At 71.9% G+C, this 14,849-nt stretch carries 17 protein-coding genes and 1 riboswitch; of the genes, 11 read left to right on the forward strand and 6 right to left on the reverse strand.

The window, feature by feature from the left end:
- Positions 1 to 3 precede the first annotated feature (3 nt).
- Both KVT45_RS27355 and KVT45_RS27360 read right to left on the reverse strand, forming a co-directional pair.
- Positions 4 to 306, reverse strand: coding sequence for an urease subunit gamma (locus KVT45_RS27355; RefSeq protein WP_037782101.1), 303 nt, complete (start codon positions 304 to 306; stop codon positions 4 to 6).
- A gap of 163 nt (positions 307 to 469) precedes the next feature.
- The gene (locus KVT45_RS27360) at positions 470 to 1,042 is read right to left on the reverse strand and encodes a TetR/AcrR family transcriptional regulator (protein WP_217551759.1); all 573 of its coding nucleotides are present in this window, start codon (positions 1,040 to 1,042) and stop codon (positions 470 to 472) included.
- 73 nt (positions 1,043 to 1,115) lie between these two features.
- Between KVT45_RS27360 and KVT45_RS27365 the strand changes: the two genes are divergently transcribed.
- A complete protein-coding gene (locus tag KVT45_RS27365) occupies positions 1,116 to 1,802 on the forward strand; it encodes an SDR family oxidoreductase (protein ID WP_217551760.1) in 687 nt (228 codons plus the stop codon).
- Between the two features lie 69 nt (positions 1,803 to 1,871).
- On the opposite strand, the gene KVT45_RS27370 is transcribed toward KVT45_RS27365, so the two are convergent.
- Positions 1,872 to 2,159, reverse strand: coding sequence for a type II toxin-antitoxin system Phd/YefM family antitoxin (locus KVT45_RS27370; RefSeq protein WP_217551761.1), 288 nt, complete (start codon positions 2,157 to 2,159; stop codon positions 1,872 to 1,874).
- Positions 2,160 to 2,298: 139 nt separating this feature from the next.
- On the opposite strand from KVT45_RS27370, the gene KVT45_RS27375 reads away from it, so the two are divergent.
- The 3 genes from KVT45_RS27375 (at position 2,299) to KVT45_RS27385 (ending at position 4,273) form a co-directional block, all read left to right on the forward strand.
- The gene (locus tag KVT45_RS27375) at positions 2,299 to 2,934 is read left to right on the forward strand and encodes an ATP-dependent Clp protease proteolytic subunit (protein WP_217551762.1); all 636 of its coding nucleotides are present in this window, start codon (positions 2,299 to 2,301) and stop codon (positions 2,932 to 2,934) included.
- Positions 2,935 to 2,941: 7 nt separating this feature from the next.
- Positions 2,942 to 3,250 carry a hypothetical protein gene (locus tag KVT45_RS27380; RefSeq protein WP_217551763.1) on the forward strand — a complete coding sequence of 103 codons (309 nt, stop codon included), beginning with the start codon at positions 2,942 to 2,944 and terminating at the stop codon, positions 3,248 to 3,250.
- A gap of 361 nt (positions 3,251 to 3,611) precedes the next feature.
- Positions 3,612 to 3,796: riboswitch (cyclic di-AMP (ydaO/yuaA leader) on the forward strand.
- A gap of 3 nt (positions 3,797 to 3,799) precedes the next feature.
- Entirely contained in the window at positions 3,800 to 4,273 is a 474-nt protein-coding gene (locus KVT45_RS27385) for a C40 family peptidase (protein WP_217551764.1), read from the forward strand.
- A gap of 250 nt (positions 4,274 to 4,523) precedes the next feature.
- Here the strand turns inward: KVT45_RS27385 and KVT45_RS27390 are convergent, their stop codons facing one another.
- Positions 4,524 to 4,982: an ATP-binding protein gene (locus tag KVT45_RS27390; protein ID WP_217551765.1), complete on the reverse strand. Its 459-nt coding sequence runs from the start codon at positions 4,980 to 4,982 to the stop codon at positions 4,524 to 4,526.
- 211 nt (positions 4,983 to 5,193) lie between these two features.
- On the opposite strand from KVT45_RS27390, the gene KVT45_RS27395 reads away from it, so the two are divergent.
- Both KVT45_RS27395 and KVT45_RS27400 read left to right on the forward strand, forming a co-directional pair.
- The gene (locus KVT45_RS27395; RefSeq protein WP_217551766.1) at positions 5,194 to 6,054 is read left to right on the forward strand and encodes a helix-turn-helix transcriptional regulator; all 861 of its coding nucleotides are present in this window, start codon (positions 5,194 to 5,196) and stop codon (positions 6,052 to 6,054) included.
- A 9-nt stretch (positions 6,055 to 6,063) separates the two neighbouring features.
- Positions 6,064 to 6,291 (forward strand): DUF397 domain-containing protein, encoded by a 228-nt coding sequence (locus tag KVT45_RS27400; protein ID WP_089105456.1) that lies wholly within the window; start codon positions 6,064 to 6,066, stop codon positions 6,289 to 6,291.
- Positions 6,292 to 6,417: 126 nt separating this feature from the next.
- Here the strand turns inward: KVT45_RS27400 and KVT45_RS27405 are convergent, their stop codons facing one another.
- Positions 6,418 to 7,545 (reverse strand): 8-amino-7-oxononanoate synthase, encoded by a 1,128-nt coding sequence (locus KVT45_RS27405; protein ID WP_217551767.1) that lies wholly within the window; start codon positions 7,543 to 7,545, stop codon positions 6,418 to 6,420.
- 147 nt (positions 7,546 to 7,692) lie between these two features.
- On the opposite strand from KVT45_RS27405, the gene bioB reads away from it, so the two are divergent.
- The 3 genes from bioB to bioD are packed head-to-tail and all read left to right on the forward strand — an operon-like array spanning position 7,693 to position 10,902.
- The gene (bioB, locus tag KVT45_RS27410; protein ID WP_217551768.1) at positions 7,693 to 8,910 is read left to right on the forward strand and encodes a biotin synthase BioB; all 1,218 of its coding nucleotides are present in this window, start codon (positions 7,693 to 7,695) and stop codon (positions 8,908 to 8,910) included.
- Positions 8,903 to 10,183: an adenosylmethionine--8-amino-7-oxononanoate transaminase gene (locus KVT45_RS27415; RefSeq protein ID WP_217551769.1), complete on the forward strand. Its 1,281-nt coding sequence runs from the start codon at positions 8,903 to 8,905 to the stop codon at positions 10,181 to 10,183. Before bioB ends, KVT45_RS27415 begins: the two co-directional genes overlap by 8 nt.
- A 2-nt stretch (positions 10,184 to 10,185) precedes the next feature.
- Complete coding sequence (bioD, locus tag KVT45_RS27420) at positions 10,186 to 10,902, forward strand: dethiobiotin synthase (protein WP_217551897.1); 717 nt, start codon at positions 10,186 to 10,188, stop codon at positions 10,900 to 10,902.
- A 172-nt stretch (positions 10,903 to 11,074) separates the two neighbouring features.
- On the opposite strand, the gene KVT45_RS27425 is transcribed toward bioD, so the two are convergent.
- Positions 11,075 to 13,249, reverse strand: coding sequence for a LuxR C-terminal-related transcriptional regulator (locus KVT45_RS27425; protein ID WP_308310882.1), 2,175 nt, complete (start codon positions 13,247 to 13,249; stop codon positions 11,075 to 11,077).
- Between the two features lie 119 nt (positions 13,250 to 13,368).
- On the opposite strand from KVT45_RS27425, the gene KVT45_RS27430 reads away from it, so the two are divergent.
- Both KVT45_RS27430 and KVT45_RS27435 read left to right on the forward strand, forming a co-directional pair.
- A complete protein-coding gene (locus KVT45_RS27430; RefSeq protein ID WP_217551771.1) occupies positions 13,369 to 14,055 on the forward strand; it encodes a triacylglycerol lipase in 687 nt (228 codons plus the stop codon).
- An 83-nt stretch (positions 14,056 to 14,138) separates the two neighbouring features.
- Entirely contained in the window at positions 14,139 to 14,822 is a 684-nt protein-coding gene (locus KVT45_RS27435; RefSeq protein WP_217551772.1) for a class I SAM-dependent methyltransferase, read from the forward strand.
- Positions 14,823 to 14,849: the final 27 nt, after the last annotated feature.

A 14,849-nucleotide genomic window follows, 5' to 3' on the forward strand; every position in this document is an offset into this window, starting at 1 on the left:
CCCTCAGACGATCGGGTCGTGGACGGTGACGAGCTTGGTGCCGTCCGGGAAGGTCGCCTCGACCTGGACGTCGTGGATCATCTCGGGGATGCCCTCCATGACGTCGTCCCTGGTGAGCAACTTGCGTCCAGAGGCCATGAGTTCGGCGACGGTACGGCCGTCACGGGCCCCTTCGAGGATGTGCGACGTGATGAGGGCGACCGCCTCGGGGTGGTTCAGCCGGAGCCCGCGGGCCCGGCGCTTCTCGGCGACGTCGGCCGCCACATGGATCAGCAACCGCTCTTGCTCGTGCGGGGTCAGTTGCACGTCCCACCTCACAGTCCTCGCTCCGGACCGTGCGGGGTCCGGTTGCCGCAGCCACCCGTCCGGACACAAAACCGCTGGTGGCGTGGATGGGCAGGCTAGTTCGCCGGAGTTTCAACGACGTTAACCGGGCCGTGGTCGCGCCGAGCGGCCGCCGGAACGGCGTTCAGCGCACCGCGCGGACCACCAGATCGGCCAGCTGCCGGCCCGCCGCCTCGTCCAGGGGTGCGTGGTCGAGGAGCAGGCGGTACCACAGCACGCCGTAGACGACGTCGATGAGCAGTTCGGGGTCCAGGCCGGCGGCGATCTCGCCGCGCGCCTTCGCCCGTTCGAGGAGTTCGCCGAGGGCGGCGCGGCGGCTGAACAGGAACCGTTCCCGGAACGCGACCGCGAAGACCGGGTCGAGCAGGGCCTGGGCCATCAGCCCGATCAGGACCGGCCGCCGGCCGCGCTGCCGGAACGTGGCGGTCAGGAAGGCCGTGAGGTCGGCGGGCAGCGACCCCTCGTCCGGGACGGCGATCTCGGTCTCCGCCAGGTCGAGCATGGCGTCGAGCACGACGTCGGCCTTGGACGGCCACCAGCGGTAGATCGTCTGCTTGCCCACGCCCGCACGGGCGGCGATGCCCTCGATGGTCAGCCCGGCATAGCCGTGCTCCCGCAAGCCGTCCATGGCCGCGGCGAGGATCGCGCGCCGCGACTCCTCGCTGCGCGGCCGGCCCTGCCGTCGCTCACTCGTCATGGAACCCACTTTACAAGACGCCACGTCTCGATAATCTAATAACGAGACGTGACGTTCCGAAAAGAGGTCGAGCATGCGCGTTGTGATCATGGGTGGGACTTCCGGCATCGGTCTGGCCACCGCACGGAGGCTGGCGGACGACGGCGCCGAGGTGATCGTCACCGGGCGCGATCCGGAGAGGCTGGCCGCCGTCAAAGAGGTCGTGACGGCGGCGGAACAGGTGGACAGCACGTCAGAGGAGGCGGTGGCGGCGTTCTTCGACCGGACCGGGCCCTTCGACCATCTGGTGCTCGCGTTCAGCCCGGGGGCGGTGGGCCTCGGCCCGATGGCGGACATCGGGCTCGCGGACGTCAGGGCGGCGTTCGACGGAAAGCTCTTCCCCTACCTGTTCGCCGTCCAGCGCGCACGGGTGACCGGCTCGATCACGCTGGTCTCGGCCGCCACGGCGCGCTCGGCGCTGGCCGGGACGGTGGCCCTGGCGGCGGTCAACGGTGCGATAGAGCGGATGGTTTCACCACTGGCGGCCGAGCTCGCGCCCGTTCGGGTGAACGCGGTCTCGCCGGGCGCCGTCGACACGCCCTGGTGGGACTTCCTGCCCCAGGAGCAGCGGCAGGCGCAGTTCGCCGCGGCCGCGGAGACGGTGCCGGCCGGACGGGTGGGGCGCCCCGAGGATGTCGCCGCCGCCATCTGCTATCTCGTGGACGCCACCTATGTGACCGGCTCGGTCCTGCCGGTCGACGGAGGCTTCACCGTCGCCTGACGACATCCCGTGACACCCGATCGGCCCTCCCCCGGACACACCGGGGGAGGGCCGACGTCATGCCGGCGGTCAGGAGCCCGCAGCCCCCCGATGCTCCGCCGCGATGCCGAAGCGGCCGCGTTCGGGGCGTACGGCGGCGGGCTCGCGGACCGTGGAGACCGCGCTGACCACGTGGTCCACGTGCTCCTCGGCGGGTTCCGGGAGCCCTTCGAGGCGTTCGAGGTCGGCGGCGGAGACAAGGGCGACCAGAGGCTTGCCGTGGCGCGTCACGACGACGCGCTCACCGCCGTACACCACCCGGTTGATCAGTTCGGCGAGCTCAGCCCTGGCTTGGGTCACCGGAATCTCGTAGGCCATGAACCCAGCTTACGGGGCACCCCGGACAACGCCTCGTGTTCGGCGACAGCGGAATCCCTGTCCCGGGGTATGTACGTCCTGTACATTTTTTACAGAGAGCTCGGCCGTCGAGACGCCCAGCCATGAGGAGGGGTACGCCATGACCCGACCGTCCGCCCGCTATGTCCTGCCCGAGTTCACGGAACGCACGGCCACGGGGCAGCGCACCCTGGATCCGTACTCGAAGCTCCTGGAGGAGCGGATCGTCTTTCTCGGCACGCCCGTCGACGAGACCTCGGCCAACGACGTGATGGCGCAGTTCATGTATCTGGAGCACGCGGCTCCGGAGCGGGACATCTCGCTGTACATCAACTCCCCGGGCGGGTCGTTCAGCGCGATGGCCGCGATCTACGACACGGTCCAGTACGTGAGCTGTGACGTGGAGACGATCTGCCTCGGGCAGGCCGGGGCGTCGGCGGCGGTACTGCTCGCGGCCGGCACACCGGGCAAGCGGTCCGTGCTGCCCGGCGCACGCATCGTGCTCCAGCAGCCGTCGCTGCCGGAACCGGTGCAGGGCCAGCCGAGTGATCTGGTCATCCGGGCCGAGGAGTTGGACCGGGTCCGGACACTGCTCGAAGGGATGCTCGCCCGGCACACCGGGCGCACCCCGGAGCAGGTGCACCGGGATCTGGAGCGGGACCTGGTCCTGGACGCGCAAGAGGCGCTGGCCTACGGGCTGGTGGACCGGGTCGTGCCCAGCCGCCGGGCCTCGCTCGGTCTGCCGGACGCGGGGTGAACCGCCGATGCTGCCGCCGGAACTACCGCCGCTGCCCGCGCTGACCCGCGCCGAGGGCGAGCTGATCGACCGTTACCTGGACGTGGTGGATCTGCTGGGCCGGATCAATCCGGCGCAGAACGAGGACACCTACCGCGGGCTGCGCGCCGCGCAGGCGCTGGTGCGCGCGGCGTCCGAGCTGCGTGACGCGCTGACCCTGATGCACCGCCGGGGCGAGACGGAGCTTCACGGGGACACGCTGGCACGGGCGTTGCGGGTGCTCGACGGTGAGCGCCGGACCGCTCGCGTCGCACTCCCGCCCGACTGCGTACGGTGACACCCGGCGGAATCCGGTCCCGTGCGTCGACGGCGCGACCGGGCCGGTGTCGAAACGATCCAAAGGAGTTACCGCCGTTCGGCGGAGTGTGGCGTGGTTTTACCTTCCCGCACGGGCCGCTCAACCCGCCTGTGCGGGGGTGCCCGTGAGCGGCTTCCGTGCAGGTCCGGGGCTACGCAGGGCAGTTGACGGAGAATCGAACACAGGGCTGTCCACCCGAACGGGTGGGTGGTGAGTAACCCCACAAATCCCCGATTCCGTTGGGATTTTCGGACACGCGTGAGTGAAGATCCCTGTCTGACGACAAGCCCCCGCCACAGCGGCGGGGCGGTCCGGGCGGACGCCGAGTCCTGCCGCCGCCCGGATTGACCCGTCGACAGAAGTGCATCGGCAGGAGTGGAGGACCCAAGCACGATGGGTCGCCGGAACGGTCACACCACGACCGCGCCGAGCAGCCCTTGGGGTGAAGCCGTGGCAACACGGCCGGGCAACTTCGCCAGCCCGAATCCGACAGGTCATCCTTCACAGGCGGCTGACGAAGGGTTGCGCATGAACGCGCTCAATCGTGTTCCGTCGCTGATGGCCCGGGCCGGTACGGCCTCGGCGCTGACCATCGCCGCCGTGGGCGGCTCGATCGTGATCCCGGGTGTCGCCTCCGACGCCTCGGCCGCCACGATGGCGACGAAGGCACTTCAGGTCGCCGCCTCGAAGAAGGGCGCGCCCTACAGGTGGGGTGCCACCGGGCCGAACAGGTTCGACTGCTCCGGGCTCACGCTGTACTCGTTCAAGAAGGCCGGCAAGAGTCTGCCCCGTACGGCGGCCCAGCAGTACAACAAGACCCGTCACATCTCGGCCGGCAACCGCAAGGCCGGGGACCTGGTCTTCTTCCACTCGGGTTCCCGCGTGTACCACGTCGGCATCTACGCCGGGAAGGGAAAGATCTGGCACGCCCCGAAGACCGGGGACGTGGTGAGGCTCCAGAAGATCTGGACGCGGAGCGTCTGGTACGGCCGGGTCAGCTGACCCGTTCCAGCGGCCGGCCGGCAGGGGCTCAGGGCCAGGGCCTGTCCGGCGGGCCAAGCCGCAGAAAATCGGCGGCGGCCATCAGTGCCGGTGAGCGGGGTGTGGTGCGTACAGCTGCAAGGCGGAGGAGGGAGTCGACACGGTGGGGGGCACCTCCCGGCCGAAGGCTGGGGGATGTCGGCGACCGACGACAACGCCGCAGATTGGCGTGGCACACCCCGCGTCTGCGGCTGGGTCCGCTGGACAGGCCCTAAGGCTCCTGCTGGACGGCCGCGGTGACGGTGGGGGCCGGGACCGTCCAGGGAAGTTCGATGGAGACGGTCTTGCCGCCCTCCCGGGTGGGGCGCACCCGGAGCTTGCCGCCGCACTCGGCGGTCAGCCAGCGGATGATGACCATGCCGCGCCCGTTGTCCTGCTGGACCGCGGCGGGAAGTCTCTTGGGGAAGCGCGGATGGCTGTCCGTGACGCCGATGCGCAGCTGTTCGTCACGGTCGAGCACGAGGTCCACCGTGAAGGTGGGCGACTGCCCGAAGGTGTGCTGCACTGCGTTGGTGGCGAGTTCGGAGACGATGAGGCGGATGGTGTCCGCGGTCTCCGTCTCCGGTGGCAGTCCCCACTCCGCGAGAATGTCCAGCACGTAGGAGCGGGCGGTGGAGACCGAGGCGGGATCGCTCGGCAGAGTGACGGATGCTTCCAGGTGGTCTGCCATGGCGACGTCGTCCCTTTCCTCGGGACCGGAGTCCGACACAGTGCGGATGGTTCGAGTACGGTCCCGGACTGGTGCTTCTTCGCCAGACTGCCATTACCGGGCCGGTCAGGGGAGCGATCCACCAAGATATGCATATATCTGTCGCTCGAAGCGGTGAACTCTGCTACCTCAGACCGTATTTGGGCGGCTCGGAAGGAGTAAGGAGTAGCCCATGCAGAACGGTCCCGCGGTACGCCGCCGGAAACTGGGCGCCGAACTGCGCACACTGCGCACCGGCGCCGGCCTCACGAGTGGTGAGGCCGCCCGTCTGGTGGGCTGGCATCAGTCGAAAGTGAGCCGGATCGAGACCGGCGCCAGCGGTGTGAAACCGGCCGATGTGCGGTTACTCCTGGACGCCTACGGCGTGGTCGAGGGGCAACTGCGCGAGTTGCTCCTGGTGTTGGCGGGGTCGGAGGACACGGCGGGACGGCACCACTGGTGGCACGCCTACCGTGGGGTACTGCCGCCGGCCTACCGGGATTTCATCAGCCTGGAGTCGCAGGCCAGCGCCATGCGCACGCTGGAGACCTCGGTCGTGCCGGGGCTGCTGCAGACCCCGGAGTACGCGCGTGCGGTGACCCGGGCGGCCGTGGACGGACGTGACGACGAGGCCCTGGACGCCCTGGTGGAGGTGCGTCTGGCCAGGCAGGACGTGCTGCGCAACGATCCGCCGCTGGAGCTGAGCGCGGTCCTGGACGAGGCGGTACTGCGCCGGGAGGTGGGCGGTCCCGGTGTGATGGCGCGGCAGCTGGTGCGGCTGATGGAGGCGGCCCGGTTGCCCCAAGTACGGCTCCAGGTGCTGCCGTTCGCGGCCGGGGCGCATATCGGCATCACCGGACCTTTCGTAATCTTCTCATTTCCGAGCACTTCTGATCTGGACGTGGTTGTTATCGACCAGCTGACGAGTAGCCTCTACCTGGAGCGGAAAGAAGACCTCCAGGCCTACACAGAGGCCTTCGACACGCTTCGGATCCACGCCCTTTCGCCCGAGGACTCGTTGGATTACATCGCCGTGATAGCTGACGGCACGTAAGGAGGCACCATGACCGCACTGCCTCGGAACGTACCTTCAAGTGCTGATCTGCACGGATTGCGGTGGCTGCGCAGCAGCTACAGCACCGGAGCGAACAACTGCGTGGAGACGGCACGGCCGCGCTCCGGCCCGTCGGCCGGACTGCTCGCCGTGCGCGACTCCAAGGCTCCGGCCGGACCCGCCCTGCTCTTCTCCCCCGAGAGCTGGACGGGTTTCGTGACCGCGCTCGCCGACTGATCAGCCCAAGAAGAGTCTGATCAGATTCAAACGAAACCGATCAGAACGAAACTGATCAGACGCCAACCCGTTCCATGACCGACTCCGTATCCGCTTGCGAGCCAGGCCCGGCCGTGTCACGCCGACTCATGGTCGTGTCTCGCCGATCACACGTACAGCGCGTTCGATCTCGGCCCCGGAGAGGTCCGCACGGGCGGTCAGCCTGAGCCGTGAGATGCCGTCCGGCACCGACGGCGGACGGAAACAGCCCACGGCCAGGCCTGCCGTCCGGCAGTCGGCCGCCCACTGCACGGCCTGCTCCGGGGACGGGGCCCGCACGGAGACCACCGCGGCGTCCGGACGCACCGCTTCCAGACCCGCGGCGGTCAGCCGTGCGTGCAGTTCCGCGGCCACCTCGCGGGCCCGGGCCGCGCGCCCGGGCTCACGGCGCAGCAGCCGCAGGGCCGCCAGCGCCGCGCCCGCCGCGGCCGGGGCCAGGCCGGTGTCGAAGATGAAGGTCCGGGCCGCGTTGACCAGATGGTCGATCACCCGGGCCGGGCCCAGCACCACCCCGCCCTGGCTGCCCAGCGACTTCGACAGGGTCGCCGTGACCACCACGTCGTCGGCCCCGGAGAGCCCGGCCGCGTACGGCGCGCCCCGCCCGCCGTCCCCGAGGACCCCGAGCCCGTGGGCGTCGTCGACCAGCAGCCCGGCGCCGCGCTCCCGGCACGCCTCGGCCAGCGCGGCCAGCGGTGCCGCGTCCCCGTCGACCGAGAACACCGTGTCGGAGACGGCCACCGCGGGCCCCTCGTGGGTCCCGAGCGCCTTGCGCACGGCGTCCGGGTCGGCGTGCCCGACGACCTGGGTGGCGCCCCGGGCCAGCCGGCAGCCGTCGATCAGGGAGGCGTGGTTGAGCGCGTCGGAGACGATCAGGGAGCCGTGCGGGCCGAGCGTGGTGACGGCGGCCAGGTTGGCCGCGTAGCCGGAGGAGAAGACCAGGGCGGCCTCGAACCCGCAGAATCCGGCCAGCTCCCGCTCCAGTTCGGTGTGGAGTTCGGTGGTGCCGGTCACCAGCCGGGAGCCGGTGGAGCCGCCGCCCCAGGTCCGGGCCGCCCCGGCCGCGCCCTCGGCGACCTCCGGATGGTGGGCGAGGCCCAGGTAGTCGTTGCTCGCCAGGTCCAGCAGCGGCGAATCGGCGGGGCGGGGGCGCAGGGTCCGTACGAGTCCGGCGCGGCGGCGCTGCTCCGCCTGATCGTCGATCCAGCCGAACGCCATGACCCCTCCGGTGATTTTGTAGGCAGTGGACAGACCCTAGCGGGACCATCGGCCCCCCACTGTGTGGCAATACCCACACGTCGAACTGACAGGGTTGTGCAAACTCTCCTTGGCCCGGAGCAGCCTCGTAGTACAGGATCGGCTCTCATGGACCTGCTGAACACGCTGGTGGACAAGGGGCTTCGGCGCGAGCTGCCGACCCGCGGGGAAGCGCTCGCCGTACTGGCGACTTCCGACGACGACGTGCTCGACGTGGTGGCCGCGGCCGGCAAGGTGCGCCGGCACTGGTTCGGGCGGCGCGTGAAACTCAACTACCTGGTCAACCTCAAGTCGGGCCTGTGTCCGGAGGACTGCTCCTACTGCTCGCAGCGGCTGGGCTCCTCCACCGGGATCCTGAAGTACACCTGGCTGAAACCCGACGAGGCCTCCAGGGCGGCCGCCGCGGGCCTGGCCGGGGGCGCCAAGCGGGTCTGCCTGGTGGCCAGCGGGCGCGGTCCGACCGACCGGGACGTGGACCGGGTCGCGGGCACCATCAAGGCCATCAAGGAGCAGAACGAGGGCGTCGAGGTGTGCGCCTGCCTCGGCCTGCTCTCCGACGGCCAGGCGGAGCGGCTGCGCGAGGCGGGCGCGGACGCCTACAACCACAACCTCAACACGTCCGAGGGAACGTACGGGGACATCACGACCACGCACACGTACGCCGACCGGGTGGACACGGTCACCAAGGCGCACGCGGCGGGGCTGTCGGCCTGCTCCGGTCTGATCGCCGGCATGGGCGAGACCGACGAGGACCTGGTCGACGTGGTCTTCTCGCTGCGCGAGCTGGACCCGGACTCCGTTCCGGTGAACTTCCTGATCCCGGTCGAGGGCACCCCGCTGGCCAAGGAGTGGAACCTCACCCCCCAGCGCTGCCTGCGCATCCTGGCGATGGTGCGGTTCGTCTGCCCCGACGTGGAGGTGCGGATCGCGGGCGGCCGCGAGGTCCATCTGCGCACCATGCAGCCGCTCGCGCTGCACCTGGCCAACTCGATCTTCCTCGGCGACTACCTGACCACCGAGGGCCAGGCCGGCCAGGCCGACCTGGAGATGATCGCGGACGCCGGGTTCGTGGTGGAGGGCGCGGACGAGGTGACGCTGCCGCAGCACCGGGCCGACGCTCAGGGCGGCGGCTGCGGGTCGCACGCGGCCGAGGGCGCCGGGTGCGGGTCGCATGCCGAGGCCGGGTGCGGGTCGCACGCGGACGCCGGATGCGGGTCGGTGTGCGGCTCCCACGAGGGTGCGGCCGTCCCCGCCAACGAGCCGCGCACCGACCTGGTCGCCGTCCGTCGCCGGGGTGCCGGAACGGATCTCGCGCCCAATGCCTGACCTGAACGTCCCCGAGCTGCTGGACCTCGACCGCCGGCACGTCTGGCACCCGTACGGTCCGATGCCCGGCCGGGCCGAACCGCTCGTCGTGGAATCGGCGAGCGGGGTCCGGCTGCGGCTCGCGGACGGCTCGGGCGATCTTGTCGACGGCATGTCGTCCTGGTGGTCGGCGATCCACGGCTACAACCACCCGGTGCTCAACGAGGCCGCGCGCGACCAGCTCGGCCGGATGAGCCATGTGATGTTCGGCGGGCTCACCCACGAGCCCGCCGTCCGCCTGGCGAAGCTCCTGGTCGACATCTCGCCCGCCGGCCTGGAGCATGTCTTCCTCGCCGACTCGGGGTCGGTGTCCGTCGAGGTCGCGGTGAAGATGTGCCTGCAGTACTGGCGCTCCCTCGGCCGCCCCGCGAAGCAGCGCCTGCTGACCTGGCGCGGCGGCTACCACGGGGACACCTGGCAGCCGATGTCCGTCTGCGACCCCGAGGGCGGGATGCACGAGCTCTGGTCCGGGGTGCTGCCCCGTCAGGTGTTCGCCGACGCGCCGCCGGCGGAGTACGAGGAGTCGTACGCCGGGCATCTGCGCTCGATGATCGAGCGGCACGCGCACGAGCTGGCCGCGGTGATCGTGGAGCCGGTGGTGCAGGGCGCAGGCGGGATGCGCTTCCACTCCCCCGCCTACCTGCGGGTGCTGCGCGAGGCGTGCGACGCGCACGACGTGCTGCTGGTGTTCGACGAGATCGCGACCGGCTTCGGGCGTACCGGCGCGCTGTTCGCGGCGGACCACGCGGCCGTCACCCCGGACGTGATGTGCGTCGGCAAGGCGCTGACCGGCGGCTATCTGACGATGGCGGCGACGCTGTGCACGTCCCGGGTGGCCGAGGGGATCTCGCGGGGCGAGGTGCCGGTGCTGGCCCACGGGCCGACGTTCATGGCCAACCCGCTCGCGGCCTCGGTCGCCTGCGCCTCGCTCGGGCTGCTGCTGGGCCAGGACTGGCTCGCGGAGGTCAAGCGGATCGAGGCGGGGCTGCGGGAGGGCCTGGCGCCCGCCCGGGAGATCCCCGGCGTACGGGACGTCCGGATCCTCGGCGCCATCGGGGTCGTCCAGCTCGACCACGAGGTCGACATGTTGGCCGCGACGGCGGCCGCGGTGCGCGAGGGCGTGTGGCTGCGGCCGTTCCGCGACCTGGTGTACACGATGCCGCCGTACGTCACGGGTGACGCGGACGTGGCACGGATCGCGCGCGCGGTGTGCGCCGCCGCGCGGGAGGGATGAGCATGCCGATCCTGGTGATCACGGGGACGGGCACGGAGGTCGGCAAGACGGTCACCACGGCCGCGGTCGCCGCCGCCGCGGTCGCGGCGGGCCGCTCGGTGGCGGTCCTGAAGGCCGCGCAGACGGGGGTACGACCGGACGAGCGCGGCGACGCCGACGAGGTCGCGCGGCTTGCGGGTGCCGTGACGGCGGCCGAAGTGGCCCGCTTCCCCGAGCCGTTGGCGCCGGGCACGGCGGCCCGCAGGGCGGGGATGGCCCCCGTGCGTCCGCAGGACGTGGCGGAGGCCGCCGCAAAGCTGGCCACCGAGCACGAGCTGGTGCTGGTCGAGGGCGCGGGCGGCCTGCTCGTCCGGTTCGACGCGGCGGGCGGCACGCTGGCGGACGCGGCCCGGCTGCTGAACGCGCCGGTGCTGGTGGTGGCGTCGGCAGGTCTTGGCACGCTGAACACGACCGAGCTGACGGCCCGTGAACTGCGGGCCCGGGAGCTGGAGTTGCTGGGCGTGGTGATCGGCAGCTGGCCCGATTCCCCCGATCTGGCGTCGCGTTGCAACGTCGCCGACCTTCCGGAGGTGGCCGGGGCACCGCTGCTGGGTGCGCTGCCCGCCGGGGCCGGGGCGCTGGCGCCGGCCGACTTCCGTGCGGTGGCACCGAGTTGGCTGTCGGCGCGGCTGGACGGCGCCTGGGACGCGGAGGCGTTCCGGGTACGGGTAGCACCCTAGGGCCGCGGCAGGCCGTCGGTCGGGTGCGGCTGTGTGGGGGCTGGTCGCGCAGTTCCCCGCGCCCCTTCGGTGGCGCCGGCGGAGCGCCCCTTTAGGGGCGCGGGGAACTGCGCGACCAGCCACGATGGCGCCGCACCCGACCGACGGCCTGCCCGGATCGCGGAGCTGCTCCCTAGGGCGACGCGCCGAGCAGCCGTACCAGTTCGATCCGGGATCGGATGCCCAACCGGCTGAAGACCCCCCGCAGATGGTGGTCGATGGTGCGGGGGCTGAGGTTGAGCCGGTCGGCTATCTCACGGTTGGTGGCGCCATCGGCGGCCATCCGCGCGACCATCAGCTGCTGGGCGGTGAGCACGGCGGCCGGGTCGGGCCCACCGGTGGCAGGTGTCAACGCCGTTCCAAGAGCGCGGAGTTCGGCGCGGGCCTGGGCGGCGCAGTGCGGGGCGCCGAAGGACTCGAAGGCCTCCAGGGCGCTGTGCAGCCGGTCGCGGGCCTCGGTGCGCTGCCGCAGCCGGCGCAGCGCACCGCCGAACAGCAGTTCGGTGCGGGCGCGTTCGAAGTCCCGGGTGCCCCGGGCGTGCAGGTCCAGCGCGGCACGGTAGTGCTGGACCGCCTCGGCGCCGGGGGCGAGCAGGGCCCGGCAGCGGGCGCTGAGCGCGAGGTCGTCGGCGCTGCGGACGGCGGTGGCCCAGCGGTGGTAGTCGGCGTGCGCGGCACGGGCGACCCGGGTGTCGCCGGTGCGGACGGCGGCCTCGACGTAGTGCGGGGTGGCCAGGTGCCGGATGGCCCGGTGGCCGTGTCCGGGCCCGAACCCGGCGAGGGCGCGCAGCCGCGCGGCGGCCGCCGGGAAGCGGCCGTTGGTCAGGTCGAGGAAGGCGAGCGCCCACTGCGCGAGGGCGGCGGGCAGGCCCAGTCCGTGCGCCAGGGCGTGCGAGCGGGCGGCCGCGGCGCGCTCCCGGCAGGCCTGTTCGTCGCCGGTGACGGCGGCGAACATGGCGAGCGCGGCCTGGAGATGGCAGGCCCCGTTGTCCTGCCCGGTGGCGTGGGCCTGGCGCAGGGCCTCCTGGGCGGCGGCCTCGGCGGCCCGCGGGCGGCCGGTCCAGAAGTCGGCGTAGGCACGGAACTCCATGGCCTGCGCTTCCGTCCCGGGGATGCCGCGGGCCCGGGCGGAGGCGGCGGCCCGGAGGGTGGCGGTGACGGTCCGGGTGTGGTCGCCGAGCATCAGCGCGGCGATGCCTGAGTGGATCAGCGGACCGGGGTCGCCACCGGGCCCGCAGCGGCCCGCGGTGGCCTTGAGGAGGACGCGGGCGTCGGCGTAGCGGCCTTCGACGGCGCAGGCGAGTGCGGCGAGGATGCCGGACGGCGGGAGGTCCAGCCACTGGGCGAGGACATGGGCCTCGCGGCAGCGCCTCAGGTCGCCGGTGTAGACGGCGGCCTCGGTGGCGAGGGCGAGGAGTTCGACGGCATCGGCGGAACGTTCCTGCCGTACGGCGGCGGTGAGCAGGGCGTCGAAGGCCTCGGCCGCGTTGCCGGCTCTGAGGGCGAGGACGCCGTTGAGGGCGGAGTTGTCGGTACGGGCGGCGAGCCGTCTGGCCCGGTCCGGCTCCCCCGAGCACCAGGCGTCGGCGGCGGCCCGGGCGAGCAGCCGGGCCTCCTCTGCCGGGTCGGGGCAGAGGCCGGCGGCGCGTTCGGCGAGGGCGCGGGCCAGGGCGGGCCGTCCTTCGGCGCGGGCCCGGTCGGCGGCGGTGCGCAGTTCCGCCGCGAGCCGGGCGCTGGGGCCGAGTGCGGCGGCGCCCCGGTGCCAGGAGCGGCGGGTCGCCTCGCCCTTGCCGCCCAGCACCCGGGCGAGCAGTAGGTGGGCCTCGCGCCGGTCGGCCGGTGAGGCGGTCTCGTAGGCGGCGATCCGGGTCCAGGAGTCCCGGAAGAACACCCCGCCGGCACTGGCGTGGGCGACCCCGGCCGCCTCGGCCGCCTCCAGCGGGCGGGTGTCGAGCCGGCAGGCGGTGACCGCCCGCAGGAAGGCATGGGTGGCCACCGGGTACTGGTCGGCGGCGGCGAGCAGCAACAGCAGCCGGGTCTCGTCGGGCAGGGCGCGGATCTCCCGGCGCAGGGCATGGAGCAACCCCGGTGCCAGTTCGGCCGGTTCGACCGGCAGCGGGTCGGCCCCGGCCGCCTGCCGTTCGGTGAGACGCGGCACGAGTTCGGCCACGGCGCGCTGATCTTCGTATACGACGCGGAGCACCCGGGCGCGGACGCCCTCGGGGAGTGCGGAAGCCGGGCACGGCCCCGCGTCGGTCGGCTGCGGTGGCGAAGTGCGGTCGAGAGGTGGGGGGTTCACCGGTATCACCACACCAAAGACGTTACTGGCGAGTTAGTTGACTCGTAAAGACTGGCGACTTCACCGATGCGGCGCGCGTAGACCCGTCCCGACACTCCTGAACAACCCCACCTGTTTCAGGAGGCATCATGCAGCGCGCCAAGCGTCGCATCGCAACCGCTCTGTCGGCGATAGCCGGTTCGCTCCTTCTGTCCCTCCCCCTGACCGCCGGTACCGCGCACGCGGCGAGTCACGACCCGATCGTGTTCGTGCACGGCCTGAGCAGCGACTCCAGCAGCTGGAACACCTGGATCGCGGACTTCGAGGCGGACGGCTACTCGTCCTCCGAGCTGTACGCGATCTCGTACGACTGGACGAAGTCGAACGTCACCACCGCCTCGACGCTGTCCACCTACATCCAGTCCGTCCTCTCCAAGACCGGCGCCTCCAAGGTCGACCTGGTGGTCCACTCCATGGGCGCGCTCAACAGCCGCTACTACCTCAAGAACCTCGGCGGGACCTCGTACGTGGACCACTTCGTCTCGGTCGCCGGGGTGAACCACGGGACGAGCGTCGCCTCGCTGTGCGGGTGGCTGTACACGTCCTGCAAGGAGATGACGACCGGCAGCTCGTTCCTGACCGCCCTGAACTCCGGTGACGAGACGCCCGGCAGCGTCTCGTACGCGGCGTACTGGTCGGACTGCGACGCGGCGATCGACCCGGACACCTCGGCGGAGCTGAGCGGGGCGACCAACGTCGACGTCGGCTGCATCTCGCACACCGACATGAACGACGACCACGGCGTCTACGAGCAGGTGCGCGACTTCATCTCGTAGGACTCGTAGGACCTGCTGCGGGGGTGCGGCGGGCCCGTGCGGGGGACAATCACCGTAGACCTGCTTCCGTCGGGAGGTCCGTCATGCGGCTGATGTCCGCCGGCGCCGGGACACCGGTGCGGGATCCCGTCCACCACCCGCTGTTCGCCCGTTTCTACGCCCGTTACAGCGTGACCGCCGAGACCGGACTCGGCATGGCCGCGATCCGGGAGCTGCTGCTCTCCGGGCTGTCCGGGCGCGTGATCGAGATCGGGGCCGGCAACGGGCTCAATTTCGCGCGGTATCCCGGTTCGGTCGCGGAGGTCGTCGCGATCGAACCGGAGCGCACCCTGCGGCAGTTGGCGGTGGAGGCCGCCGTGCGCGCCGATGTCCCGGTGGACGTGGTGCCGGGCGCGGCGGAGGCGCTGCCGGTGAAGAGCGAGGCCTTCGACGCGGCGGTGCTCTCGCTGGTGCTGTGCAGTGTCCGGGACGTGCGGCGGGCGCTCGCGGAGGTGCGGCGGGTCCTGCGGCCGGGCGGTGAGCTGCGGTTCTTCGAGCACGGCGTGGGCGGCGGCCCGGCGATGAGGCTCACCCAGCGGGCCCTGGACCGGACGGTGTGGCCGCTGCTGAGCGGCGGCTGCCATCTGTCCCGGGATCCGGTCGCCGAGCTGCGCGCGGCCGGCTTCGAACTCGGCCCCTACCGCCGGGTGTTCCTGCCGGAGAACGGCCCGCGGCTGCCCTCCTCGTACTGCGCGCTGGGCGTCGCCCGCAAACCCCCGGAAGCCTGAAAGCCTGGTCACGGGCTCCGCCGGACC

It is taken from the genome of Streptomyces sp. GbtcB6 (assembly GCF_019091475.1).
GTDB lineage: Bacteria > Actinomycetota > Actinomycetes > Streptomycetales > Streptomycetaceae > Streptomyces > Streptomyces hyaluromycini.